This window comes from Kitasatospora cathayae (assembly GCF_027627435.1).
Lineage (GTDB): Bacteria > Actinomycetota > Actinomycetes > Streptomycetales > Streptomycetaceae > Kitasatospora > Kitasatospora cathayae.
The window spans coordinates 3,803,816-3,827,882 of record NZ_CP115450.1 but is presented as its reverse complement, the minus strand read 5'-3'; the positions used below and the strand labels follow the sequence as shown (position 1 = coordinate 3,827,882).

Annotated in this window: 19 protein-coding genes and 1 tRNA gene; 16 read left to right on the top strand and 4 right to left on the bottom strand. The window is 73.0% G+C overall.

Features of this window, described 5'->3' with window-relative positions; all coding sequences use genetic code 11:
- Nucleotides 1-199: 199 nt before the first annotated feature.
- Nucleotides 200-1,684, bottom strand: a complete 1,485-nt coding sequence (locus O1G21_RS16800) for a potassium/proton antiporter (protein WP_270144676.1) — start codon at nt 1,682-1,684, stop codon at nt 200-202.
- Nucleotides 1,685-1,956: 272 nt separating this feature from the next.
- Between O1G21_RS16800 and O1G21_RS16795 the strand changes: the two genes are divergently transcribed.
- Complete coding sequence (locus O1G21_RS16795; protein WP_270144675.1) at nt 1,957-4,677, top strand: penicillin acylase family protein; 2,721 nt, start codon at nt 1,957-1,959, stop codon at nt 4,675-4,677.
- Nucleotides 4,678-4,738: 61 nt separating this feature from the next.
- Here the strand turns inward: O1G21_RS16795 and O1G21_RS16790 are convergent, their stop codons facing one another.
- Nucleotides 4,739-5,314, bottom strand: coding sequence for a 5-formyltetrahydrofolate cyclo-ligase (locus O1G21_RS16790; RefSeq protein ID WP_270144673.1), 576 nt, complete (start codon nt 5,312-5,314; stop codon nt 4,739-4,741).
- 61 nt (nt 5,315-5,375) lie between these two features.
- Between O1G21_RS16790 and O1G21_RS16785 the strand changes: the two genes are divergently transcribed.
- The 10 genes from O1G21_RS16785 (at nt 5,376) to O1G21_RS16740 (ending at nt 15,290) form a co-directional block, all read left to right on the top strand.
- Nucleotides 5,376-6,284, top strand: a complete 909-nt coding sequence (locus tag O1G21_RS16785; RefSeq protein WP_270144672.1) for a GGDEF domain-containing protein — start codon at nt 5,376-5,378, stop codon at nt 6,282-6,284.
- Between the two features lie 53 nt (nt 6,285-6,337).
- Nucleotides 6,338-7,258: a UTP--glucose-1-phosphate uridylyltransferase GalU gene (gene galU / locus O1G21_RS16780; protein WP_270144670.1), complete on the top strand. Its 921-nt coding sequence runs from the start codon at nt 6,338-6,340 to the stop codon at nt 7,256-7,258.
- 26 nt (nt 7,259-7,284) lie between these two features.
- On the top strand, nt 7,285-8,646 hold the full coding sequence (glp, locus tag O1G21_RS16775; protein ID WP_270144668.1) for a molybdotransferase-like divisome protein Glp: 1,362 nt from the start codon (nt 7,285-7,287) through the stop codon (nt 8,644-8,646).
- Nucleotides 8,647-9,116: 470 nt separating this feature from the next.
- Nucleotides 9,117-9,557: a cyclic pyranopterin monophosphate synthase MoaC gene (gene moaC / locus O1G21_RS16770; RefSeq protein WP_270151047.1), complete on the top strand. Its 441-nt coding sequence runs from the start codon at nt 9,117-9,119 to the stop codon at nt 9,555-9,557.
- Between the two features lie 73 nt (nt 9,558-9,630).
- Nucleotides 9,631-10,134, top strand: coding sequence for a MogA/MoaB family molybdenum cofactor biosynthesis protein (locus O1G21_RS16765; RefSeq protein ID WP_270144665.1), 504 nt, complete (start codon nt 9,631-9,633; stop codon nt 10,132-10,134).
- Nucleotides 10,131-10,757 carry a GNAT family N-acetyltransferase gene (locus O1G21_RS16760; RefSeq protein ID WP_270151045.1) on the top strand — a complete coding sequence of 209 codons (627 nt, stop codon included), beginning with the start codon at nt 10,131-10,133 and terminating at the stop codon, nt 10,755-10,757. The genes O1G21_RS16765 and O1G21_RS16760 overlap by 4 nt, the downstream gene beginning before the upstream one ends.
- A 150-nt stretch (nt 10,758-10,907) precedes the next feature.
- Nucleotides 10,908-11,912, top strand: coding sequence for a divisome protein SepX/GlpR (gene sepX / locus O1G21_RS16755; RefSeq protein WP_270144663.1), 1,005 nt, complete (start codon nt 10,908-10,910; stop codon nt 11,910-11,912).
- Nucleotides 11,913-11,983: 71 nt separating this feature from the next.
- Nucleotides 11,984-12,057: transfer RNA gene (locus O1G21_RS16750), tRNA-Ala, on the top strand.
- Between the two features lie 363 nt (nt 12,058-12,420).
- Nucleotides 12,421-13,644, top strand: coding sequence for a glycosyltransferase 87 family protein (locus O1G21_RS16745; RefSeq protein WP_270144661.1), 1,224 nt, complete (start codon nt 12,421-12,423; stop codon nt 13,642-13,644).
- A 26-nt stretch (nt 13,645-13,670) separates the two neighbouring features.
- Entirely contained in the window at nt 13,671-15,290 is a 1,620-nt protein-coding gene (locus O1G21_RS16740) for a DUF2079 domain-containing protein (RefSeq protein ID WP_270144659.1), read from the top strand.
- Nucleotides 15,291-15,370: 80 nt separating this feature from the next.
- Here O1G21_RS16740 and O1G21_RS16735 read toward each other — a convergent pair whose 3' ends face one another.
- On the bottom strand, nt 15,371-16,237 hold the full coding sequence (locus tag O1G21_RS16735) for a peptidase (RefSeq protein ID WP_270144657.1): 867 nt from the start codon (nt 16,235-16,237) through the stop codon (nt 15,371-15,373).
- Between the two features lie 2 nt (nt 16,238-16,239).
- Nucleotides 16,240-17,562: a VWA domain-containing protein gene (locus O1G21_RS16730; protein WP_270144655.1), complete on the bottom strand. Its 1,323-nt coding sequence runs from the start codon at nt 17,560-17,562 to the stop codon at nt 16,240-16,242.
- A gap of 174 nt (nt 17,563-17,736) precedes the next feature.
- On the opposite strand from O1G21_RS16730, the gene O1G21_RS16725 reads away from it, so the two are divergent.
- The 5 genes from O1G21_RS16725 to O1G21_RS16705 all read left to right on the top strand — a co-directional run bounded on the left by O1G21_RS16725 (nt 17,737) and on the right by O1G21_RS16705 (nt 24,045).
- Nucleotides 17,737-18,585, top strand: a complete 849-nt coding sequence (locus tag O1G21_RS16725) for an ABC transporter ATP-binding protein (protein ID WP_270151043.1) — start codon at nt 17,737-17,739, stop codon at nt 18,583-18,585.
- Nucleotides 18,582-19,265 carry an ABC transporter gene (locus tag O1G21_RS16720; protein WP_270144654.1) on the top strand — a complete coding sequence of 228 codons (684 nt, stop codon included), beginning with the start codon at nt 18,582-18,584 and terminating at the stop codon, nt 19,263-19,265. Before O1G21_RS16725 ends, O1G21_RS16720 begins: the two co-directional genes overlap by 4 nt.
- Before the next feature lie 175 nt (nt 19,266-19,440).
- Nucleotides 19,441-20,802: an FtsW/RodA/SpoVE family cell cycle protein gene (locus O1G21_RS16715; RefSeq protein WP_270144653.1), complete on the top strand. Its 1,362-nt coding sequence runs from the start codon at nt 19,441-19,443 to the stop codon at nt 20,800-20,802.
- On the top strand, nt 20,802-22,310 hold the full coding sequence (locus tag O1G21_RS16710; protein WP_270144651.1) for a penicillin-binding transpeptidase domain-containing protein: 1,509 nt from the start codon (nt 20,802-20,804) through the stop codon (nt 22,308-22,310). Before O1G21_RS16715 ends, O1G21_RS16710 begins: the two co-directional genes overlap by 1 nt.
- A 157-nt stretch (nt 22,311-22,467) precedes the next feature.
- Complete coding sequence (locus O1G21_RS16705) at nt 22,468-24,045, top strand: amino acid permease (RefSeq protein WP_405000658.1); 1,578 nt, start codon at nt 22,468-22,470, stop codon at nt 24,043-24,045.
- Nucleotides 24,046-24,067 lie beyond the last annotated feature (22 nt).

Below are 24,067 nucleotides of genomic sequence, written 5' to 3'. Positions count from 1 at the left end.
ATACCGGGTCGGCCGAGCCTGGTGGGCCGGGGCCGGACCGCGGCCGCCGAGCGGTCGCGCCAACTCTGCGTCAGGCAGATGCTGGGGGTGGTCTAACGGTAGTTATACGGCGTAGTCGGACCAGCATACAGTTACGCGCGTAGATTCCGCCAGGCCACCTACCTCACGGCAGCACCCGTAGCCCCGGCACTCCCCGCCGTCACCGCCCCTTCAGCCACCCCGCCAGCTTGCCGCCCTTGTCCACGGCCCGCAGCCGCCGCTCCGCCGCCTCGCTCACCTCGTCCGTGGTGACCACCAACAGCTCGTCCCCGCCGCGCAGCATCGTCGCCTTGTCCGGCACGAAGGAGTTGCCCTCCCGCACGACCAGGGTGACCGCCGCCCCCTTGGGCAGCCGCAGCTCGCTGATCTCCACGCCGGACATCCGTGAGGCCGGGGAGAGCGAGACCGACAGCAGGTGCCCGTGCAGCTTCTCCAGCGGCGCGGACTCGATGTCGAGGTCCTGGCCCATCGCGCCCTCGCCGATCTTCAGCCGCCTGGCCATCCAGGGCAGCGTCGGGCCCTGGAGCAGGGTGAAGACGACGACCAGGATGAAGACGATGTTGAACACGTCCCCGGCCCTGTGCGCCCCGGAGACCACCGGGATGGTGGCCAGCACGATCGGCACCGCCCCGCGCAGCCCGGCCCAGCTCAGCAGCGCCTGCTCGCGGCCGGGCACCCGGAACGGGGTCAGCGTGAGGATCACGGACAGCGGCCGGGCCAGGAAGACCAGCACCGCGCCGATCACCAGCGCGGGCACCACGGCGCCGCCCATGCTCTCGGGCGCGGCGAGCAGCCCGAGCAGCACGAACATGCCGATCTGCCCGATCCAGGCCAGCCCGTCGGCGAAGCCGCGCACGGCCGGTCCGTGCGGCAGCTTGGAGTTCCCGAGGATCACCGCGCTGATGTAGACGGCGAGGAAACCGGAGCCGTGCAGCAGCGAACCGCCGGCGTAGGCGAGCACGGTCAGCGCCACCACGGCGATCGGGTACAGGCCCGAGGAGGGCAGCGCGACGTGCTTGATCGCGAACGCGCCGAGCTTGCCGACGGCCAGTCCGATCGCCGCCCCGATCGCCAGCTCGGCGACGATGGTGCCGAGCAGCACGTACCAGGTGTCCGGTTCGCCGGTGGAGGCGAAGGCGACGACCAGGATGACCACGGGCGCGTCGTTGAAGCCGGACTCGGCCTCCAGCAGGCCGGTGAGCCGGTGCGGCAGCGGGACCATCCGCAGCACCGAGAAGACGGCCGCGGCGTCGGTGGAGGAGACGATCGCGCCGAGCAGCAGCGAGGTCCGCCAGTCCAGGCCGACCAGCCAGTGCGCGCCGGCCGCGGTGACGAAGACGCTGATCCCGACGCCGACGGTGGCCAGCACGGTGGCCGCCGGCAGCGCCGGTCTGACCTCGCGCCAGTTGGTCTTGAGGCCGCCCTCGGCCAGGATCACCACGAGCGCCGCGTAGCCGAGCACCTGGGTCAGCTCGGCGTTGTTGAAGGTGACGCCGATCCCGTTCTGGCCCAGTGCCACGCCGATCCCGAGGTAGATCAGCAGACTGGGCAGGCCTGATCGGGTCGAGAACCGGACGGCGACCACCGCGAAGAGCAGGATCACGGAGGCTTCGAGCAGGAGCTGGTTCAGGTGGGCGACGTTCACGCAGTGGCACCTCGGGCAGGCATGGGCGGGCGGGGTGTCAGGTGGTGCTGGGGTGTTCCGTGTGTACAGGGAGGGTGCTGTCGAGCACCGGCCCGCTAAGAAGTCGTCAATGCTCCTGTTGCGGATCGTTACTCAGTCTAACATTTTGCCATGTCTTTAGTTTGGTCCCCCGTTCACAGCGCTCCGCCGACTCGGCCTAATGTGGTTCCCTGTCACGGCCCAAGGCCCTGGACACGCCCGCCCGCCCCGAAGTCAGGACCGCAAGGACCCAGATGCCCCGCTCGAAGAAGTTCCGGCGCGCCCGTCTGATCGTGATCGTGCTGGTCGTGCTGCTGGTGGCCGGCGTCGGCTACGGCGGCTACCGCGGGGTCACCGCGGTCCGTGCGTCCTTCCCGGAGGTGGACGGGACGGTCAAGGTGGCGGGCCTGAGCGCGCCGGTCGACGTCAAGCGCGACGCCAACGGCATCCCGCAGCTGTACGCGGACACCTCCGAGGACCTGTTCCGCGCCCAGGGCTACGTCCAGGCCCAGGACCGCTTCTGGGAGATGGACGTCCGACGGCACATCACCGCGGGCCGGCTGTCCGAGATGTTCGGCGACAGCCAGGTCGACACCGACTCCTTCATCCGCACCATGGGCTGGCACCAGGTGGCGGAGCAGGAGTTCAAGACCAAGCTGTCGCCGGAGACCAAGAAGTACCTGCAGGCCTACGCGGACGGCGTGAACGCCTGGCTGGCCGAGCACCCCGGCGGGGAGAAGGCCTCGCTGGAGTACGCCGTGCTCGGCGCCGTCAACAGCGGCTACAAGCCCGAGCAGTGGACCCCGGTGGACTCGGTGGCCTGGCTCAAGGCGATGGCCTGGAACCTCTCCGGGAACCTCCAGGAGGAGATCGACCGCTCGCTGCTCGCCCAGGACTTCGGCCCGGACAAGATCGCCGAGCTGTACCCGGACTACCCGTACTCCCGCAACGGCACGATCGTGAAGACCGGCACCGTCAGCGGCGACACCTACCGCCCCGCCGACGGCTCCACCCAGCCCGGTGCGACCTCCGGCGGCAACACCGCCCAGGGCGCCGCCACCACCAAGGCGCTGGTCCAGGGCCTCACCGACCGGATCGACGGGATGCCGCAGCTGCTCGGCCGCCCCGGCCAGGGCATCGGTTCCAACTCCTGGGTGGTCGCCGGCTCGCACACCACCACCGGCAAGCCGCTGCTGGCCAACGACCCGCACCTCGGCCCCGGCCTGCCCTCGGTCTGGTACCAGATGGGCCTGCACTGCCGGACCGCCTCGCCGGCCTGCCAGTTCGACGTCTCCGGCTTCACCTTCGCCGGCATGCCCGGCGTGGTGATCGGCCACAACAAGGACATCGCCTGGGGCTTCACCAACCTCGGCGCCGACGTCTCCGACCTCTACCTGGAGAAGGTGACCGGCCCGGACACCTACCAGGTGGACGGCAAGGACGTGAAGTTCGACCTCCGCAAGGAGACCATCAAGGTCGCCGGCGGCGAGGACCGCACCATCACCGTCCGCACCACCCAGACCGGCGCCCCGCTCATCTCCGACACGAGCACCGAGCAGCAGAACGTCGGCAAGTACGCCCCTAACGGCAGCTCCGCCCCCGACCGCGGCACCGGCGGCTACGGCGTCGCCCTGCAGTGGACGGCGCTCAGCCCCGGCAGGACCATGGACGCCGTGTTCGAGCTGGACCGGGCGAAGAACTGGGACGACTTCCGGAACGCCGCCAAGGACTTCGCCGTCCCCGCGCAGAACCTGATCTACGCCGACGCCAAGAACATCGGTTACCAGGCCCCCGGCGTCATCCCGGTGCGCGGCAAGGGCGACGGCTCCATGCCCGCCCCGGGCTGGGACTCCTCCTACCAGTGGAAGCCGGACCCGGTCCCCTTCACCGCCCTGCCGTACAGCTTCAACCCGGCCGTCGGCTACATCGTCACCGCCAACCAGGCCGTGGTCGACCCGAGCTACAAGTACAACCTGACCAAGGACTGGGAGTACGGCACCCGGGCCAAGGAGATCACCGACCAGATCGAGGGCCTGCTCAAGAACAACGGCAAGATCTCGCCGGACGACATGCAGACCCTCCAGCTGGACAACACCAGCACCATGGCCAAGACGCTGGTCCCGCTGCTGCTCAAGCAGCAGATCGACGACCCGTACGTGCGCCAGGCCCAGGACCTGCTGAAGGACTGGAACTTCCACCAGGACGCCGACTCGGCCGCCGCCGCCTACTACAACGGCGTCTGGCGCAACCTGCTCATCCTCGCCTTCGGCCAGAAGTTCCCGGCCGACATCCGGGCCAAGAACAACTGCCTGCTGGTGCGCCAGCAGGACGACCCGACCAAGCCGGACAGCTCCAGCAAGATCGTCACCGAGTGCGGCACCCGCGACCCGGGCAAGGCCCAGCCGGACGGCGGCGACCGCTGGACCGAGGTGGTGCGCGCCCAGCTCGACAAGCCCGACAGCTCGTGGTGGACGTACATCGACTCCCAGCACAAGGAGCAGAAGGGCCTGGACAACCTGCTCAAGGAGGCGATGAAGAACGCCCGGCAGGACCTGACCTCGCTGCTCGGCAAGGACATCTCCACCTGGAGCTGGGGCCGCCTGCACAAGCTGGAGCTGCGCGAGCAGACCCTCGGCACCGACAACTCCTCGATCGCCTCCGGCGCCGTCCACAAGCTGCTCAACCGCGGCCCCTACCGCCTCTCCGGCAGCTCGGCGGCGGTCGACGCGGCGGGCTGGAACGCGGCGGCCGGCTACCAGGTCGACTGGATCCCGTCGATGCGGATGGTGGTCGACCTGAACGACCTGGACTCCTCGCGCTGGATCAACGTCGGCGGCGAATCCGGTCACGCGTTCCACGCCAACTACAACGACCAGACCGACCTCTGGCTCAAGGGCAAGCTGCTGACCTGGGCGTTCACCCCGGACGCGGTCGAGAAGGCCACCAAGCACAAGCTGGTGCTCAGCAACGGCTGACGCCCGTACGGCACGCGGCGCGGCCCCGTTCCCCTCCCCGGGGAGCGGGGCCGCCGCCGTCTCAGCCGAGCGCCCGCACCCCCGAGGGCGTGACCGCCAGGTCCACCGGCAGGTCGTGCGGCTCGGCCGGCACCCGCTCCAGCAGCTCGTGCTCGTACAGCAGCACCGCCAGCACCGGCCGCACCCCCGCCCGCCCCAGCCGGGCCAGCACCCGGTCGTAGCTGCCGCCGCCCCGGCCCAGCCGCAGCCCGCCCCGGTCCACCGCCAGGCCCGGCAGCAGCACCACCGAGGCCCCCGTCACGGCCTCCGGCCCCAGCCGCGGCCCGACCGGCTCCAGCAGCCCGCGCCCGGCCGGGGCCAACGCCTCCGGCCCGGCGTACTCGGCCCAGTCCAGGTCGTTGTCCGGCAGCAGGACCGGCAGCAGCACCCGCACCCCGCTCTCGCGCAGCGCGTCCAGCAGCGGCCTGGTCCCGGGCTCCGCGCCCACCGAGACGTAGGCGGCCACCGTGGCGCCGGGCGCGGCCAGCTCCCAGGCGTGTCCGGCCAGCGCGCGGGCGGCCTCAGCGCGCCCCTCGGCGGTGAGCGCGCGGCGCCGCGTCAGCAGCCGTGTCCTCAGGTCGCTCTTCTCGTTGTGCACCGGATCCTCCACGTCCGAAAACCGTGACGCGCAGAGCCTGACACGCGAAAGGGCGCCCCGATTGTCCACCCCGTTGCTGGTCCAGGCCCTGGCCGCGCTGAGCGCCCCCGCGCTGGTCGGCGCCACCGTGCTCGGACTGCGCGTGCGCCGGGAGCGGACCGAGGCCGCCGAGGACCGGGAACGGCTGAACGGGCGGATCGCCGAACTGGAGGAGCGTTGCGCCGAACTGGAGCGCACCGCCTCCTGCGACTCGCTCACCGGCGTCTGGAACTACCGCCACCTGCAGCTCACCCTGGACCGGGAGATCGAACGGGCCCGCCGCGCCGAGCACACCGGCCAGGCCGACGGCCCGCGCCCGCTGGCCGTGCTGCTGCTGGAGATCGCCGGCTTCGACGCGGTCATCGCCGAGCACGGCCGCGCCCGCGGCAACGCGATACTGCGCGACCTCGCCCAGCGGCTCGCGATGGAGATCCGCCGCGCCGACACCCTGGGCCGCTACAGCGGCGAGGAGTTCCTGGTGGTGCTGCCGGACACCGGCTCCGAGGGCGCCGTGCAGGTCGCCGAGCGGCTGGTCTGGTCGGTCCGCCGGCACCTGCTGCTCGACTGGTCCTCCGGCACCCGGGCGCCCCGCCCGGTCGGGGGCAACGGCCTGACCGCCGCCGTCGGCATCGCCGTGCTGCCCGAGGACGGCACCCACGCGGCCGTCCTGCTGCGCTCCGCGGACGCCGCGCTGGCCACGGCGCGGGCGGCCGGCGGCGACTGCTGGCGGATCGCACCGCGCCCCGGACAGCCCTCCGGCGGGCCCCGTGAGCAGCCCCCTTCCGCCCCGCAGCGGCCGTCGACTGCCGAACGTGACCGTTCGGGAAAGGCGGGTAGTCTGTCGGCCTGTACCGGACGGGACCCCCTGGCCCAACCGGTCACTGCCCATCCGCCTGCCACTGCGGCCGTGCCCCGAGACGTGCTGTCCTAGCCGTCCGAACGCGCTCGGCCCCGGGCGAAAACGTGCCTGAGTAAGGTAAACGCATGACGACGACCACCTCCCGAATTCCGGTAACCAAGGCCGTGGTACCCGCGGCCGGACTGGGCACCCGCTTCCTCCCGGCGACCAAGGCCACCCCGAAGGAGATGCTGCCCGTCGTCGACAAGCCGGCCATCCAGTACGTCGTCGAGGAGGCCTCCGCCGCCGGCCTGTCCGACATACTGATGGTCACCGGCCGTAACAAGCGCGCGCTGGAGGACCACTTCGACCGCGCCTACGAGCTGGAGGAGCTGCTCGTCCGCAAGGGCGACGAGGACCGCCTGCGCCGGGTCCGCGAGTCCGTCGAGCTGGCCAACATGCACTACGTCCGCCAGGGCGACCCGAAGGGCCTCGGCCACGCCGTCTCCGTCGCGGAGCAGCACGTCGCCGGCCAGCCCTTCGCCGTCCTGCTCGGCGACGACCTGATCGACCCGCGCGACCCGCTGCTCGCCCGCATGATCGAGGTGCAGCAGGAGCTCGGCGGCTCGGTCGTCGCCCTCATGGAGGTCGACCCCTCCCAGATCCACCTCTACGGCTGCGCCGCCGTCAAGGCCAACGGCTTCGGCGAGGACGTCTTCCAGGTGACCGACCTGGTCGAGAAGCCCGAGCCCGGCGAGGCCCCCTCCAATTACGCCGTCATCGGCCGCTACGTCCTCGACCCGCTGGTCTTCGACGTGCTGCGGGAGACCCCGCCCGGCCGCGGCGGCGAGATCCAGCTCACCGACGCCCTGCGCGAACTGACCACCCGCGACGCCGAGGCCGGTGGCCAGGTGCACGGCGTGCTCTTCAAGGGCCGCCGCTACGACACCGGTGACCGCGCCGACTACCTGCGCGCTATCGTCCGACTGGCCGCCGAGCGCGAGGACCTCGGCCCGGAGTTCCGCTCCTGGCTGCGCGAGTTCGTCGGCTCCGAGCTGCAGGACTGACACACCACACAGAGAGCGAGCCGCCGATGACCGGGTCCACGGAGCACAGCACCACCCCCGCAGCCTGCTGCGACGGGTCCGCGGACCGGCCACCGGCGGCTCCTCGTTTCTGGACCGTGGACGAGCACCGCGCCGACGTGCTGGCCGCCGTCGGCCCACTGCCCGTGATCGAGCTCCAACTGCTCGACGCCCAGGGCTGCCGGCTGGAGGAGGACGTGGTCGCCGACGGCGACCTGCCGCCCTTCGACAACAGCTCGATGGACGGCTACGCGGTCCGCACCGCCGACACCGAGGGCGCCACCGACACCTACCCGTCGGTGCTCACCGTCGTCGGCGACATCGCCGCCGGCGCGGGCGAGCTGCCCAAGGTCGGCCCCGGCCAGGCCGCCCGGATCATGACCGGCGCACCCCTGCCGCCCGGCGCCCAGGCCGTCGCCCCGGTCGAGTGGACCGACGGCGGTACCGGCACCGGGCTGGCCGCCGCCGCGATGACCGCGCCGGTCGCGGACGAGGAGGTCCGGGTGCTGCGCCCGGTCGCCGAGGGCGCGCACATCCGCCGCCGCGGCAGCGACGTCGCGGCAGGCACCACCGTGCTGACGGCCGGCACCCGGCTCGGCCCCACCCAGCTCGGCCTGCTCGCCGCGGTCGGCCGGGCCACCGTGAAGGTCCGCCCGCGCCCCCGGGTGGTGGTGCTCTCCACCGGTAGCGAGCTGGTCCAGCCCGGCGAACCGGTCGGGCCCGGGCAGATCGCCGACTCCAACAGCTTCACCCTCACCGCGGCCGCCCAGGAGGCCGGCGCCATCGCCTACCGGGTCGGCGCCGTCCCCGACGACGCGGACCGGCTGCGCGCCGTCCTGGAGGACCAGCTCGGCCGGGCCGACCTGATCGTCACCAGCGGCGGGGTCAGCGTCGGCGCCTACGACGTGGTCAAGGAGGTCTTCGAGTCCTTCGGGGGCGGCGCCCGCGGCGGAGCCGCTAATGTCGAGTTCCGCAAGCTGCGGATGCAGCCCGGCAAGCCGCAGGGCTTCGGCCGGATCGGCGGCGCGGCCGGGGTGCCGCTGCTCGCCCTGCCCGGCAACCCGGTGAGCGCCTACATCTCCTTCGAGCTCTTCGTCCGCCCGGTCATCCGCACCATGCTGGGTGCGGCCGACGTCCACCGCCCGGTGGTGCGCGCGCTCTGCCCGTCCGCGCTGCGCTCCCCGGCCGGCCGCCGGCAGTTCCTGCGCGGCAGCTACTCGGCGGCGGACGGCACCGTGGAGCCGGTGGGCGGCGCCGACTCGCACCTGGTCGGGGCACTGGCCCGGGCGAACTGCCTGATCACCGTCCCCGAGGACACCACCGAGCTGCCGGCCGGCAGCGAGGTCGACGTGGTGCTACTGGAGTCCTGACCGCGGTCCCCGCCCCGAGCCGAAGGGCGCGCCGGTGCCGCGACGGAGGAGCGAGGGAGCGCCGACCGTCGGCGCCGGGTCGGGAGCGCCCGGAGGCGAGCGGGCGAGTGGCCCCGCCCCGAGCCGAAGGGGCGCGCCGGTGCCGAGAGGGAGAAGCGAGGGAACGACGCAGGAGCGAGGGAGCGCCGACCGTCGGCGCCGGGTCGGGAGCGCCCGGAGGCGAGCGGGCGAGTGGCCCCGCCCCGAGCCGAAGGGGTGCGCCGGTGCCGAGAGGGAGAAGCGAAGGAACGACGGAGGAGCGAGGGAGCGCCGACCGTCGGCGCCGGGTCGGGAGCGCCCGGAGGCGAGCGGGTGAGTGAGGGAGCGGTACCGTAGCGCGGTATTCGACCTGCGCGCCCCTGGAGTTACCCGTGACGACACCGAACCCCGGCGACCGCCTCACCCACGTCGACGAACAGGGCGCCGCCCGGATGGTCGACGTGTCCGAGAAGGCCGCCACCGCGCGCACCGCCGTCGCCGCCGGGCGGGTCCGGGTCTCCCCGCGGGTGGTGGAACTGCTGCGGGGGGAGGGCGTGCCCAAGGGCGACGCCCTCGCGGTGGCCCGGATCGCCGGGATCATGGGCGCCAAGCGGACCCCGGACCTGATCCCGCTCTGCCACCCGATCGCGGTCTCCGGCGTCAAGGTCGACCTCGCCGTCGCGGACGACGCGGTCGAGATCACCGCCACTGTGAAGACCACCGACCGCACCGGCGTCGAGATGGAGGCGCTGACCTCGGTGACGGTCGCCGCGCTGACCGTGATCGACATGGTCAAGGCGGTGGACAAGGGCGCCGCCATCGAGTCCGTCCGGGTGCTCAGCAAGACCGGCGGCAAGAGCGGCGACTGGTTCGCGCCGGAGGTGGCGGAGTGAGTGAGCGAAGCGAGCTCACCGTCGAAAGGTGCGGGTTGCGCGAAGCGCCTGCCGAGCGAAGCGAGGTGGGCGCATGAGGGCGCTCGCCGTGACGGTCTCCAACCGGGCCTCGGCCGGGGTGTACGAGGACAAGGGCGGCCCGCTGCTGGTGGCCGGTCTGACCGCGATGGGCTTCACCGTCGACGGCCCCCGGGTCGTCCCGGACGGCGAGCCGGTCGAGGCGGCGCTGCGCGAGGCCGTCGCCGCCGGGTACGACGTGGTGCTGACCACCGGCGGCACCGGCATCTCGCCGATGGACCTCACCCCCGAGATGACCGCCCGGGTCATCGACCGGCAGGTCCCCGGCATCGCCGAGGCCGTCCGCGCGTACGGCCGTGACAAGGTGCCGACCGCGGCGCTCTCCCGCGGGCTCGCCGGGCTCGCCGGACGTACCCTGATCGTCAACCTGCCGGGTTCGACCGGCGGCGTCAGGGACGGCCTGGCCGTCCTGGAGCCGCTGCTCGCCCACGCCGTCGACCAGCTCGGCGGCGGGGACCACCCCCGACCCGACGCACCAGCTTCCGGGAGAGCGCACTGAACGCCGGCTGGCCGGTAGAGCTCCAGGAGGGGGAGGTCGTGCTGCGCCCGATCCGGGCCCGCGACCAGCGCGAGTGGCAGGAGGTGAGCCGCCGCAACCGGGACTGGCTGCGCCGCTGGGAGGCCACCGTGCCGCCCGGCCCGGCGGGCCAGGCCGCCGGGCCCCGACCGACCTACCGGCAGATGGTCCGCTTCCTGCGCGGCGAGGCCTCGGCCGGCCGGATGCTGCCCTTCGTGGTGCTCTACAAGGGCCAGCTGGTCGGCCAGTTGACCGTCGGCGGGATCACCTGGGGCTCGATGTGCTCGGCCAACGTCGGTTACTGGATCGACGAGGCGGTGGCCGGCCGGGGCATCATGCCGACGGCCGTGGCGCTTTCGGTGAACTACTGCTTCCACACCCTCGGTCTGCACCGGATCGAGGTCTGCATCCGTCCGGAGAACGGCCCCAGTCGACGGGTGGTGGAAAAGCTCGGCTTCCGCTCGGAGGGAATCCGCCCGCGCTATCTCCACATCGACGGGGACTGGCGGGACCACCTGGTCTACGCGCTGACCGCCGAGGAGGTCCCGGAGGGGATGCTGGAGCGCTGGCGGGCGCTCAGTTCCGGGCGAGAACTCGATAATTGAATATATGTTCGAATGAAATATCGATATCGCATCGGCGCGGTGGCGGACCGTCACAAATGCCGGCAAAATAGTCGGAGAATCAGCTTGATCACACGACACGCCGCGCCAAATTGCTGCCAGGCCTTCCCCGGCGCCCGTACGGTGTGAATCGTGAGCAGTAGCGGCCTTATCTACGCCGTCATCGTAGGGGCCTGGGCCGCCTATCTGGTGCCGATGTGGCTCCGCAGGCAGGACGAACTCAACGAGGCGCGCCCGACGGAACGCTTCAGCACCGCCATCCGCCTGCTGGCCGGGCGTTCGGCGCTGGAGCGGCGGGCGGCCCGGGCCCTGGGCGACGAACCGCGTGACGGCGAGCAGAGCAACGACGGTCCTCCCGAACGGGACGAGGCCGCCTCCGGCGACCCCGTCGCGCGGGAGCCCGAACCCCCGGTGGAGCGTCCGGCCGAACGGCCCGCCCCCGTGCGGGCGGGCGGAGCCGAGCGCCGGGCGCGGCTGCTGGCCCGCCGGCGCCGGATGGTCACCGCCCTCTTCCTCGCCTTCGCCCTCGGCGCGGTGGTCGCCGCGGTGGCCGGCCTGGCCTTCCTCTGGGTCCCGGCGGTCCCGGCGGTCCTCCTCACCCTCTACATCGGCCACCTGCGCAGGCTGGAGCGCCAGCGGTACGAGGTGAAGCTGGACCGGGCCCGGGCCGCCCAGGCGGCCGAGCGGCTGCGCCAGCGCGAGCGGCAGCGCACCGAGGCCCCGGCGGACGACCGGCCCACGGTCGAGGCGCCCGTCGCGGAGGAGCCGGACCGGGCCGCCCCCGCCGAGCACCGCTCCGGCCGCCGTCCGCACCTGCGGCTGGCCGCCGACGCGGGGGAGGCCACCGTCTCCGTGCCCTCCGCCTCGGCGGTGGCCGAGGCGACCGAGCACGAGGAGTGGGTCGACGGCATGCGCGAGCGCGGCGCGGCCGGCCCGGACTCCTGGGAGCCGGTGCCCGTCCCGCTGCCGACCTACGTCACCGCGCCGGTCGCCCCCCGGGTCTCCCGCGGCCTCGACCTGTCGGCCCCCGGCACCTGGACCGCCGGCCGCCCCGCCGAGTCCCGCAGCACCCCGCTGTTCGACCAGTACGCGGAGGCCCCGGTTCCGGAGTCCCGCCCGCGCGCGGCCAACGAATGACCGCCGTGACCACCCCCGACCCGGGGGTGGTCACGGACCCCCTCCGAAAGGTGCTAGAGTTTCTTCTCGTTGGGGCTGTGGCGCAGTCCGGTAGCGCACCTCGTTCGCATCGAGGGGGTCAGGGGTTCGAATCCCCTCAGCTCCACCCAACGGGCCGGTTCCGACCGGTTCAGCAAATCCCGCCGGGAGTCAACTCCCGGCGGGATTTCGCGTTTTGTGGCTCCCTGCGGGGGCGGGCAGTCGACTCGTGACGGAGCTCACACCCCTTTGACCAGGGGGAATCTGACGGACTTTGGGACTCGGGGGCGTCTCAGAGGGGTCGGTTATGGTGGGTGGGCCCAGACGGTGACGAGGGAAACGATCTGGTCTATCTCAACGGGGTGCCATCGCGGTGCGCGAGTTCGGTCTGAAACGGTGGACGCGGCAGGCGGACCCGGAGGGCCCCGGCGGCGGCCCGGCAAACGGAAGACCGAATTCCTGGACCATCGCGGCGGCTTGCGTCGCCGTGGTGTCCTTGGCGGCGTTCGTCGTCCAGCGGCACCTGCACGGGGCGAACATGGTCGACATGCTCGTCTACCGGGCCGAGGGGCAGGCCGTCGTCAACGGGGACGACCTGTACGCGATGCGGCTGCCCGGCTGGGACCTGCCGGCCACCTACCCGCCGTTCGCCGCGATGCTGTTCGTGCCGAGCACCTGGTTCGACGTGAGCCCGCTGCGCGTCCTGGTGATGCTCGGCAACTACGCGCTGCTCGGCCTGGCCGTGCACCTGTCGCTCAAGCTGGCCGGCTGGCCGGCCCGGCGGTACCGCCCGGCCGCCACGATCCTCGCCACCGGCCTCGGTGTCTGGCTGGAGCCGGTGTACACCACCTTCCAGTACGGCCAGGTCAACCTCGCCATCCTCTGCCTGGTGCTGTGGGACCTGACCCGCTCGGACCGCGGCCGGTTCAAGGGCGTCGGCATCGGCCTGGCCACCGCGATCAAGATCACCCCGGGCCTGTTCACCGTCTACCTGTTCCTGACCGGCCGGATCCGGGCCGCCCTGGTCTCCATCGGCACCTTCCTGGCGGCCGGCCTGATCGGCTGGGTCGCGCTGCCGGACGGCTCGTACGGCTTCTGGACCAAGTACCTGTGGGACCCGAGCCGGGTCGGCGTGACCGTGCTGGTGGACAACCAGTCGCTGCGCGGGGCGGTCTGCCGGCTGCTCGACGTCAACGACCCCGGCACGGTCGGGCTGATCGCCTCCGCGCTGGTCGCCACGCTCGGGCTCGGGGTGGCCGTGCTCGCCGGGCGCTCCGCCCGCGTGCTGCGCCGGGCCGACGCCTGGGGCGCCGTCTGCACCGCCCTCACCGCGCTGCTGGTCTCCCCGATCAGCTGGACCCACCACTGGGTCTGGTGCATCCCGCTGATCGCGCTGCTGGCCGCGGAGGCCCGGAGCACCGGCCGCCGGGTGCTGCTGGGCGTGACGCTGGTGGTGTTCCTCTCCCACGTGATGTGGACCGTGCCGCACCGCTGGGGCCGTGGGGTCGCCTGGTACTGGCAGCTGCCCGGCTCGATCTACCCGCCGCTGGGCATCGCCGTGCTGGTCGTCATCGGCCTGCGGCTGTACCGCGCCCGCCGGCAGGCGGTCGACGCCTCGGCCGGGGCCTGGGCACTGCTCGGCGCCAGGCTCGACCACGATGCCGACCGTGACCGCGATGCCGACCGAGATCACGCCCTGACCAATCGGGCCTGACGGACCAGAGACGGACCGGAGCCGACGTGACCACCCAGACCGCGACCCCGTCGTCGCCCCCGGCCGCCGTGCCCGCCGCCCGCAGGGCCGCGGCCGTCCTGGGCATGCCCGCCCGACGCACCGTGCTGCTCGGCGTGCTGTGCTTCGTGGTGATGTGCGCCATCGGCCTGCAGGGCTGGGCCTCCGTCTCGCTCGGCGGCTTCGACCTCGGCATCTTCGACCAGGGCGTGCGCGGGTACGCCCACTTCGGACTGCCGGTCTCGACGCTGAAGTACTACCACCACGAGTTCCCGCCCGGGTTCTCGCTGCTGGGTGACCACTTCTCCCCGGTGCTGGCGCTGCTCGCGCCGCTGTACTGGATCTGGGACGACCCGCGCTCGCTGATCATCGGGCAGGCGCTGCTGTTCGCGCTCGGGGTGCCGCTGATCCGCCGGATCGCCGCGCACTCCTTCGCCGCCGCCGAGCCGCGCACCGCCCGCCGGGCCGCCGACCTGGCCGGACTGGTCTACGCGCTCGGCTGGCCGCTGCTGGTCGCCTCCCGGGTCGGCTTCCACGAGGTCGCCTTCGCCGTCCCGCTGACCCTGCTGATGCTGGAGCGCGGCCAGGCCCGCCGCTACGGCACGGTGGTGCTCGCCGCGGTGCTGCTGTGCTGCACCAAGGAGGACCTGGGGCTGCTGGTCGGCGCGTACGGGCTGGTGCTGCTGCTGCGCACCCGCCGCACCGGGGACCGCGCCGGGCGGTTCACCGGGGTCGGGCTGCTGCTCGGCGGACCGATCGCCTCGGCGGTGGCGATCAAGTGGCTGATCCCGGCGATGGGCGGCGAGCCGGGCTACTACTGGAACTACAAGGCGCTCGGCGACGACGGCGGCGAGGCGCTGCGGAACCTGCTGCACGACCCGTTCCTGCTGGTGCAGACCGCCTTCGACCAGCCGCTGAAGCCGCTGCTGCTGCTCTGGCTGTTCGGCACGCTGTTCCTGCTGCCGCTGCGCTCGGCCACCGTGCTGTGCATGGTGCCGCTGCTGGCCGAGCGGATCCTCTCCAGCAACCCCAACCACTGGTCGATCGCCCGGCACTACGACTCGATGCTCTGGCCGGTCCTGCTGGCCGCCACGGTCGAGGTGCTGGGGCGGATGAGCGGCGTCGAACGGCCCGAGCGGACCCGTCGGCGGGCCCGGCTGCTGGGCCTGGGCACGGTCGGGGTGGCGCTGGTCGCGGCGGTGCCGATCGGGCTGCTGCAGCTGGCGGTGCCGTCCTCCTGGGAGCCCCGGGCGAGCGAGGCGGCGCTGGTCCGGGCGGCCGCGCTGATCCCGGACGGCGCCTCGGTGGAGGCGGACAACCAGATCGCGCCGCGGCTGACCGCCCGGACCGACGTGGTGCTGGTGGACGGGACGCCGCGCGGGCGCGAGTACGTGCTGACCCGGTCCGACAAGCGGTCCTTCCCGTTCAAGACGGACAAGGAGCAGGCCGACCGGATCCGGCTGCTGCTGGCGCACGGCTACCGGCAGCTCTGGGCCGAGGACGGCGTGGTGCTGCTGCACCGGGAGAGCACCGAGCCGGTGCCCGGCGAGCACGTGCCGGAGCCGGGCAGCAAGCCGGTCCAGGACGAGGTGCCGTCCGACGTGGGGCACAACCTGTTCAAGGGCTGACCCGGGGGCGAGGACCCGGGGCGGAGACGCCGGAGGGCCGGCCGGAAGGTGTCCGGCCGGCCCTCGCTCGTGCGGGGTTACTACGGGCGCTCGGCGTAGGAGCCGTGCTGGTGCGAGCCCTGGGGCGGGACGGCGCCGTAGTGGCCGGGGCGGCGCCCGCGCGGGTGCCGGGTCAGGTGGTAGCCGAGGACGCCGGCCAGGGCGGCCAGGAAGCCGCCGCCGATGGTCCAGTACCAGCGGCTGTTCCAGCCGGAGAACCAGCCGGTGTACCAGTGCTCCTTCTCCGCGACCGGGGCCGCGGCCTTGGCGGTGCCGGCACCTCCGCCGACCGGCGGGACCAGCGGGGCCTTGAGCGTGCCGCCCTCGGGCTGGGCGTTGTCGGCGTTGCCCTTGGCGGCGACGTGCAGCTGGGCGGTGGCGGCCAGGCCGAGGTCGGGCTGCGGGGCGTCGGTGACCGACAGCCGGACGTAGTAGGTGCCGGGCAGCGGGTCGCCGGACCACGGCTCGGCCCAGGTGCGGACCTCGCGCAGGGTGCAGTTCAGCGCCAGGGTGGTGGCGCTCTGGTCGCCGGTGGCGTTCTGGGTGCCGGCGGTGCAGGCCTGGCGGCGGCGCAGCCCGTCGAAGACCTCGACGGTCCAGGTCTGCGGGCCGTGCCGGTCCGTCGAGGGGGCCAGGTTGACGGTCAGGTTGACCGTCGGGGTCTGGCCCTCGGAGGCGCCGAACGCCCAGTACAGGTAGTCACCGGTGGAGACGGAGACGTTGGCGTCCTGCCCGGGGGAGAGGTTGACCGCGGTCAGGAAGGAGGTGCCGGCCTTGGTGGCCGGGGCCGGAGTGCCGCTCGCGGTGGCCGAGGGGGACGGCGAGGCGGCGGAGGCGGCCGGGGCGCCCAGCGCGAGGGCGGGCAGCAGGGCGAGGGCGGCGAGGGCGCCGCGGATCGTCGTACGCATGGTCAGTTCTCCCGCCAGACGGCGATCCGCCAGCGTGCGATCCAGCCGGCGACCAGGCCGAAGACCAGGCCGGACAGGGTGAGGGTGAGCAGCAGGATCCAGCCGCGGCCGAGGCCCATCGCGGCGCCCTCGGGGGCGGGCGAGGCGGAGGCCAGGTCGACGGTCAGCTCCAGCGGCATGCCGGGGTCGGTGTGGACGCCGGGCTGCGGGGCCAGCGAGTTGCTGACGACCAGGCAGACGGTGGTGTCCGGCTTGTCCTTGGCCGAGCCGGTCGGGCTCGCGGTGACGTAGCCCTTGGAGTCGTCGGTGGACCAGCGCAGGCCGGTGGAGATCACGTCGGTGCGGGTGCTGCCGGCGTCGGTGCCGCGGACGAGCTCCTGGCCGGTGGCGCTGGTGGCCTGGAGCAGCACGCCGTAGTCCCGGGCCATCGCGCGGTCGAGGCCCACGCTGACCGAGGCGCGCAGCTCCTGACCGGACTTGACCGGGACCTTGTAGACGCGGTGCTCGGAGAACTTCTCCCGGTCGCTGTAGACGCCGGGGGTGAGCACCGGGGCGCTCTCGCACTTGTCGGTGCCGGTGGTCTTGACCGGGTTGATGGTGTAGGTGTCGTTGCTCTGGTCGACCAGCTGCTTCACCTTGTCGGTGAGCTGCTGGGGGGTGCGGACGTCGGTGAAGCTGCCGCCGGTGGCGTTGGCGATGCAGATCAGCTGCTGGGTGGTCTTGTCGTCGTGGGCCAGGCCGAGGGTGTCGACCACCAGGTGGATGCCCTGGGCGGCGAGTTCGCGGGCCACGTCGCACGGGTCGGGCGGGGCGCAGTCGTCCTCGCCGTCGGTGATCAGGACGATCCGGCGGGTCGCTTCGCCCTTGCCGAGGTCCTGGGCCGCGCCGCGCAGGGCCAGGCCGATCGGGGTCCAGCCGGTGGGGCGCAGGGTGGCGACCGCGGTCTTGGCCTCGACCTTGTTGGTCTTGCCGACCGGGAAGAGCTGCTTGGTGTCCTGGCAGCCGACGGTCTTGTCGTTGCCGGGGTAGGTGGCGCCGAGGGTACGGATGCCGAACTCGGTCTCCGTGGGCAGGGCGTCGATCACCTCGTTCAGCGAGTTCTGGGCCACCGAGATGCGGCTCTTGCCCTGGATGTCGGCGATGTTCATGGAGCCGCTGACGTCCAGGATCAGGTCGACCCTGGGGTTCTCCTTGGGCGCGGGGGAGGCGCCGGCTGAGGGTTCGTCGGCGTGGGCGGGCAGGCCGAGGAGCAGCGAGGCGCCCGTTATCGCCAGGGCGGCCAGCAGGCTGCCGAGCCTGGTCTTCGGTCGTCGTCCGGTATTCACCCGGCGATCCTAGGGATCATCAGTTCGTCAAGGCCAAACGGGACCGTACGGTGGACCCGCCTGCCCCGGCGTGAACTCCGGCGCGCGGGAGGACGATTGCCGACCGCCGTGTTCACGCCGGTCTTACCGGCGGTGGATAGCCTTCGTACGGTTCGGAGGGAGACGGACGTGCGGATGGAGCTGACCGCGGTCGGCAAGCGGTACGGGCGCGGCGGCCGGTGGATCCTGCGGGACGTCCAGCTGGCCGCAGGACCGGGGGAGTTGGTGCGGATCGCCGGGGCGAACGGGAGCGGCAAGTCGACCCTGCTGCGGCTGGTGGCCGGGATCGAGCGGCCGAGCACCGGCCGGGTGGTGCGGCCCGGGGCGGCGGCGTACGTGCCGGAGCGCTTCCCGCCGGCGCTGCCGTTCGACGCGGCCTCGTACCTGCTGCGGGTGGGCCGGGTGCACGGGCTGTCGGAGGCGGTGGCCCGGCGGCGCTCCGGGGAGTGGCTGGACCGGTTCGGCATCGCGGACCGGGCGGGCACCCCGCTGAGCCGGCTGTCCAAGGGCACCTGCCAGAAGGTCGCGGTGGCGCAGGCGCTGATCGCCGAGGCCCGGGTGCTGCTGCTGGACGAGGCCTGGACCGGGCTGGATCCCGGGGCCAGGGCGGTGCTGGACGAGGCGGCGGCCGAGCGGGCGGCGGCGGGCGGCACGGTGCTGTTCGTGGACCACGACCCGGCCCGGCTGGCGGGGCGGACCAGCGCCGCCTACCTGGTCGGCGCGGACGGCGGGCTGCGTCCGGCGCAGGAGCCGCCGGAGGCCGTGGACCCGGGCGGGCCGGTGATGGAGATCGAGGTGGACGTCCCGGACGGCGCCCCGCTGCCGGAGCGGCTGCCCGGCGCGCCGGAGGCGACCGCGCTGGGCGGGACGGCGGTGCGGCTGGCGGTGCCGGCCGCGCACTCGGACGCGCTGCTGCGGAGCCTGCTGCTCGGCCGCCCGGCCGTACGGGTGCTGGCGGTGCGTCGACGGGAGGAGGAGCGATGAGGCAGGTCGGGGCGCTGACCCGGTACCACCTGGAGCTGCTGGTGCGCTCGCACGGCTGGCTGCCGCCGTTCCTGGCGTTCGCGCTGCTGCTGGTGATCGGGGTGACGGCGGGGGACCCGCTGCTGGGCGGGCTCGGCTACGGCGCGGGGCTGCTGGTGCCGGTGAGCGCCTGGTACGTGCGCGGCGCGCTGACTGCCGAGCCGCCGGCCTCGCGGGCCTGCCTGGTCGCGGTGGCGGGCCCGGCACGGGTGCACCTGGGCGCGCTGCTGGCGGCGCTGACGGTGGGCCTGCTGCTGGCGGTGGGCGAGGTGGCGGTGCTGTGGTGGATCAGCGGGGCGGTGGCCAACCCGGGGGCGCAGCGGGATCCGGGGGTCGGCCCGGCGGTGCTGGCCGGGCTGACGACCTCGGTGGTGTGCGTGCTGCTGGGGGTGCTGGCCGGGGCGCTGGGCAACCGTCCGGTGCTGGTCCGCGGGCCGTACGGCATCCTGGCGACGCTGGGCCTGGCCGCGGCGGCGCTGGTGGTGCCCGTCTCGCCGGCCAACGCGGCGCTGGGCGGGGTGGTGACGGCGGCCCGGACCGGGCAGCTCGCCGTGCCCTGGGGCGAACTGCTGCTCGCCGTCGCCCTGTTCGTCGTGGGCGGGGCCGGGGTGGCGGCGCTGGCCGGGCGGCGGCCGGAGTGAGGGGCGTCGGGTCGTAGGCGGACGGGCCGCGAGCGCGGTGGCGCATTTGCGGACACACCGCAGCGAAGAGCCGATACAGCCGGATAACGCTCGTTAGGGTGACGAACCCGGGCATCGGCGCCCGGCCCGGCTAACCCCGCCTCCCCCAGGACGGTCCGTGGCGACACCCTCCGCCGTGACGAGATCCGCCGCCCGGCCGAACCGGCCGGTGTCGAGCGGGCGCACCACCGAGCTGGTGCTGGTGCTGGCCGCCGTCCTGACGGCCGTGTTCGGCTACGTCGAGGTGGGCGTCGACCTCGACGGCGAGGTGCCGGCCGAGGCCGCCCAGTACGGGGTCGCGCTCGGCGTGCTCGCGCTGGCGGCGCACGGCGTGGTCCGCTGGCGGGCCCGGTACGCGGACCCGCTGCTGCTGCCGATCGCGGTGCTGCTCAACGGGATCGGGCTGGTGGTGATCCACCGCCTCGACCGGGCCACCCCGGGCCGCGAGGCCGCCGCCGCCCAGCTGCTCTGGTCGAGTCTGGGCGTGGCGCTGTTCATCGCCGTGGTGCTGCTGGTGGGCGACCACCGGCGGCTGCGGCGCTACGCCTACCTCGGGGCGCTGGTGGCGCTGGTCCTGCTGGTGGTGCCGGTCCTCTTCCCGCCGGTGTACGGCTCCCGGATCTGGATCGTGGTCGGACCGCTGTCCTTCCAGCCCGGGGAGTTCGCCAAGCTCCTGCTGGCGGTCTTCTTCGCCGCCTACCTGGCGGTGCACCGGGACGCGCTGGCGCTCACCGGCCGCCGGGTCTGGCGCTGGCAGCTGCCGCGCGGGCGGGTGCTCGGACCGGTGCTGTTGATCTGGGCGGCCTTCGTCGGGGTGCTGGTGCTGGAGACCGACCTCGGGACGGCGCTGCTGTACTTCGGCCTGTTCGTGGTGATGCTCTACGTGGCCACCGCGCGCACCGGCTGGATCGCGATCGGGCTGGGCCTGGCGGCGGTCGGCGCGGTGACGGTGGGCTGGCTCTCGCCGCACGTGCACAGCCGGGTGGTGGACTGGCTGGACCCGCTGGGCTCGATCGCGGCGGGCAGGGGCGCCAACCAGATCGCCCAGTCGCTGTTCGCCTTCGCCTGGGGCGGGGAGCTGGGCACCGGACTCGGCAACGGGCACTCGGTGCTGATCGGCTTCGCCGCCAAGTCGGACTTCATCCTCGCCACCCTCGGCGAGGAACTCGGGCTGACCGGGCTGATCGCGGTGTTCCTGCTGTACGCGCTGCTGGTCTCGCGCGGCTTCCGGACCGGGATCGCGCTGCGCGACCCGTTCGGGCGGCTGCTGGCGATCGGGCTGGCGGCGATCGTCGGCCTGCAGGTGTTCGTGGTGGCGGGCGGGGTGCTCGCGCTGATCCCGCTGACCGGGATGACCATGCCGTTCATCGCCCAGGGGGGCTCCTCGGTGGTGACCAACTGGATCATCGTGGCGCTGCTGGTGCGGATGAGCGACGACGCCCGGCGGCCCGCGCCCGCGCCCGCTCCCCCGGTCGCGCCCGCGCCGGAGGTGCCGTGATGGCGGGCAGCCGGCCGCAGGGCAACGGCCCGCAGGGGCTGCCCGGGATCTCGGTCACCGGGCGCCGGGCGGCCACCTTCTGCCTGCTGCTGGTCGGGGCGCTGTGCGTGCAGGCCACCCGGGTGCAGGTCTTCGAGGCCGGGGACCTCGACCACAACAGCGCCAACCAGCGGCTCGTCGTCGAGCGGTACGCCCGGCCGCGCGGCGACATCCTGGTCGGCGCCCGGCCGGTCACCGGCTCCCGCCCCACCGGCGGCCGGTACGCCTACAAGCGCAGCTACACCGACGGCCCGACGTACGCCGCCGTCACCGGCTTCGCCTCCCAGACGTACGGCAACAGCCAGCTGGAGGGCACCGAGGACGACCTGCTGACCGGTACCGACGGCCGGCTGTCCGGCTGGTCCCTCTGGGACGCGGTCTCCCGCCGGCACGATCCCGGCGGGGACGTGTACACCACGATCGACCCGGCGGCCCAGCAGGCCGCGATGCGCGGGCTCGGCGACCAGAAGGGCGCGGTGGCCGCGATCGAGCCGGCCACCGGACGCATCCTGGCGCTGGCCAGCACCCCCTCGTACGACCCGGGCGACTTCGCCGGCTCCTCGGGCGCCGACCAGATGGCCTGGAACCGGCTGCGGACCGACAGCGACCAGCCGATGCTCAACCGGGCGCTGCGCCAGACCTATCCGCCGGGCTCGACCTTCAAGGTGGTCACCGCCGCCGCGGCGCTGGCCGCCGGGGTGGTCACCGACCCGGCCGCGCCGACCGGGGCGCCCTTCCCGTACGTGCTGCCCGGGACGACCACGCCGCTGGTCAACGACAGCGCGGACTGCGACCGGCCGGGGCTGTCGCTGGACGCCGCGATGACCGCCAGCTGCAACAGCGTGCTGGGCTACCTCGGGGTGCGGACCGGACTGTCGAAGGTGGTGGCGACGGCCGAGGGCTTCGGCTTCAACGACGCCAAGCTGGACGTGCCGGTGCGCCCGGCCCGGTCCAACGTGGACACCTCGATGGACCCGTCCCAGCTGGCGCTCTCCTCGATCGGGCAGTTCGACACCACGGCCACCCCGCTGGTGATGGCGATGGTCGCGGCCGGGGTCGCCAACGACGGGACGGTGATGTGTCCACAGCTTGTGGACAAGCTGACCAGGAGCGACGGCACCGAGGTGGAGCTGATGAAGCCGGCCGTCTACCGGCGGGCGCTGACCCCGGCGGTGGCCGGGCAGGTGCGGAAGCTGATGACCGACGTGGTGGAGAACGGCACCGGCGGCAACGCCCGGATCGCCGGGGCGGTGGTCGGCGGCAAGACCGGCACCGCCCAGCACGGCGTGGACAACAGCGGGACGCCGTACGCCTGGTTCATCTCCTGGGCCAAGCCGGCCGGCTCGGACGCGGTGCCGCCGGTCGCGGTGGCCGTGGTGGTTGCGGACAGTGACGCGACGGACGTCACCGGTGGCGCCCTGGCCGCCCCGATCGCCCGCTCGGTGATGCAGGCGGTGTTGGGCCGCTGAGGCCAATGAGGTGCGTTGACCTGGACGTTTAGCGCAACGGCCGGAGATGCAACGGGTGCGAAGTGTCCGGTTTGTTATGTCTGCTGCGCCGTTTCGTACAATGCGCTGATCGGTATTGTTTGTTTGCGACACTGGTGTCTTCGCGGGGTACTGTCCCATGTTTGTTCGGTTGGTCCCCGATGACACCCCCAGTGCCTCGGGTGACCGGCCGCTAGGACACCCTCCCCCGCCTAGAAGGACCGTGGTTTTGGCCAGCAACACCCTCGGTGCGCGTCTGCTGCGACGCAAGCCCGTCTCGACCCTGATCGCGGAGAGTGAGGGCCACGGCCTTCCGGCCGGCGCACCCGAGGAGGGCGGACGCTCCGGCATCCACCTGCGTCGTTCGATCGGCCTCTGGCAGCTGTCCGCGATCGGCATCGGCGCCACCATCGGCACCGGCATCTTCTTCGTGCTCAGGGATGCCGTCCCGGCGGCCGGACCGGCCGTCATCCTGTCCTTCGTGATCGCCGCGGTCACCGCCGGACTCACCGCGCTCTGCTACGCCGAGATGGCCTCCGCGATCCCGGTCTCCGGCTCCTCGTACTCCTACGCCTACGCCACCCTCGGCGAGGGCGTCGCGTTCGGGGTCGGCATCTGCCTGCTGATGGAGTACGGCGTCTCCGCCTCGGCGATCGCGGTCAGCTGGGCCGAGTACCTGAACAAGTTCCTCGACCTGGCCTTCGGGTTCAAGATCCCCGAGCAGCTCTCCGGCGCCCCCGGCGACGGGCACTGGTTCAACCTGCCGGCGCTGCTGCTGGTCGCGATGGTCTGCTTCCTGCTGGTCCGCGGCGTCAGCGAGTCGGCGAAGGTCAACGCGGCCATGGTCGGGATCAAGATCCTCATCCTGGTGCTGTTCGTCGGCGTCGCGCTGACCGGCTTCCACTCCGGCAACCTGACCCCGTTCATGCCGCTCGGCATCGGCGGCGTGCAGACGGCCGCGTCCAGCATCTTCTTCTCCTTCATCGGCCTGGACGCCGTGTCCACCGCCGGTGAGGAGGTCAAGAACCCGCGCCGCACCCTGCCGCTGGCGATCATCATCTCGCTGGTCGTGGTGACCCTGATCTACATCCTGGTCGCGCTGGCCGGCATCGGCGCCCAGCCGTGGACCAAGTTCGACGGCCAGGAGGCCGGGCTCGCCCAGATCATGCAGGACATCACCGGCCAGGGCTGGCCCGCGATGATCTTCGCGGTCGGCGCCATCATCTCGATCTTCAGCGTCACCCTCGTGGTGATCTACGGCCAGACCCGCATCCTGTACTCGATGGGCCGCGACGGCATGCTGCCCAAGCGCTTCGCCCAGCTCTCCCCGCGCACCGGCACCCCGGTCTGGAACACCCTGGCGGTCGGTGTCGGCGTGGGCGCGCTGGCCGCGTTCATCCCGCTGGACGTCCTGGCCGACATCACCAGCCTCGGCACCCTGATCGCCTTCTCGGTGGTCTCGATCGGCGTGATCGTCCTGCGCCGCACCCAGCCCGACCTGCCGCGCGGCTTCAAGGTCCCCGGCTACCCGGTCGTCCCGCTGCTCAGCGTCGCCTTCTGCGTCTACCTGATCACCGGGCTGCACGCCGACACCTTCCGGGCCGGGGCGATCGCGCTCGTCGTCGCCGTGGCCGTCTACTTCGGCTACAGCATCAAGCACTCCCGGCTGGAGCGGGCCGCGCAGCAGGCCCTCCCGGTCGAGACCGAGGTCGGCTGACCGGGCCGTTACCCAATCGTGA

Coding starts and splice junctions, on each gene's coding strand:
- O1G21_RS16795 (WP_270144675.1), top strand. CDS start 1,957: ATGCCCCGCTCGAAGAAGTTCCGGCGCGCCCGTCTGATCGTGATCGTG.
- galU (WP_270144670.1), top strand. CDS start 6,338: ATGACGACGACCACCTCCCGAATTCCGGTAACCAAGGCCGTGGTACCC.
- glp (WP_270144668.1), top strand. CDS start 7,285: ATGACCGGGTCCACGGAGCACAGCACCACCCCCGCAGCCTGCTGCGAC.
- moaC (WP_270151047.1), top strand. CDS start 9,117: ATGGTCGACGTGTCCGAGAAGGCCGCCACCGCGCGCACCGCCGTCGCC.
- O1G21_RS16765 (WP_270144665.1), top strand. CDS start 9,631: ATGAGGGCGCTCGCCGTGACGGTCTCCAACCGGGCCTCGGCCGGGGTG.
- O1G21_RS16735 (WP_270144657.1), bottom strand. CDS start 16,237: ATGCGTACGACGATCCGCGGCGCCCTCGCCGCCCTCGCCCTGCTGCCC.
- O1G21_RS16725 (WP_270151043.1), top strand. CDS start 17,737: ATGGAGCTGACCGCGGTCGGCAAGCGGTACGGGCGCGGCGGCCGGTGG.
- O1G21_RS16720 (WP_270144654.1), top strand. CDS start 18,582: ATGAGGCAGGTCGGGGCGCTGACCCGGTACCACCTGGAGCTGCTGGTG.
- O1G21_RS16710 (WP_270144651.1), top strand. CDS start 20,802: ATGGCGGGCAGCCGGCCGCAGGGCAACGGCCCGCAGGGGCTGCCCGGG.
- O1G21_RS16705 (WP_405000658.1), top strand. CDS start 22,468: ATGTTTGTTCGGTTGGTCCCCGATGACACCCCCAGTGCCTCGGGTGAC.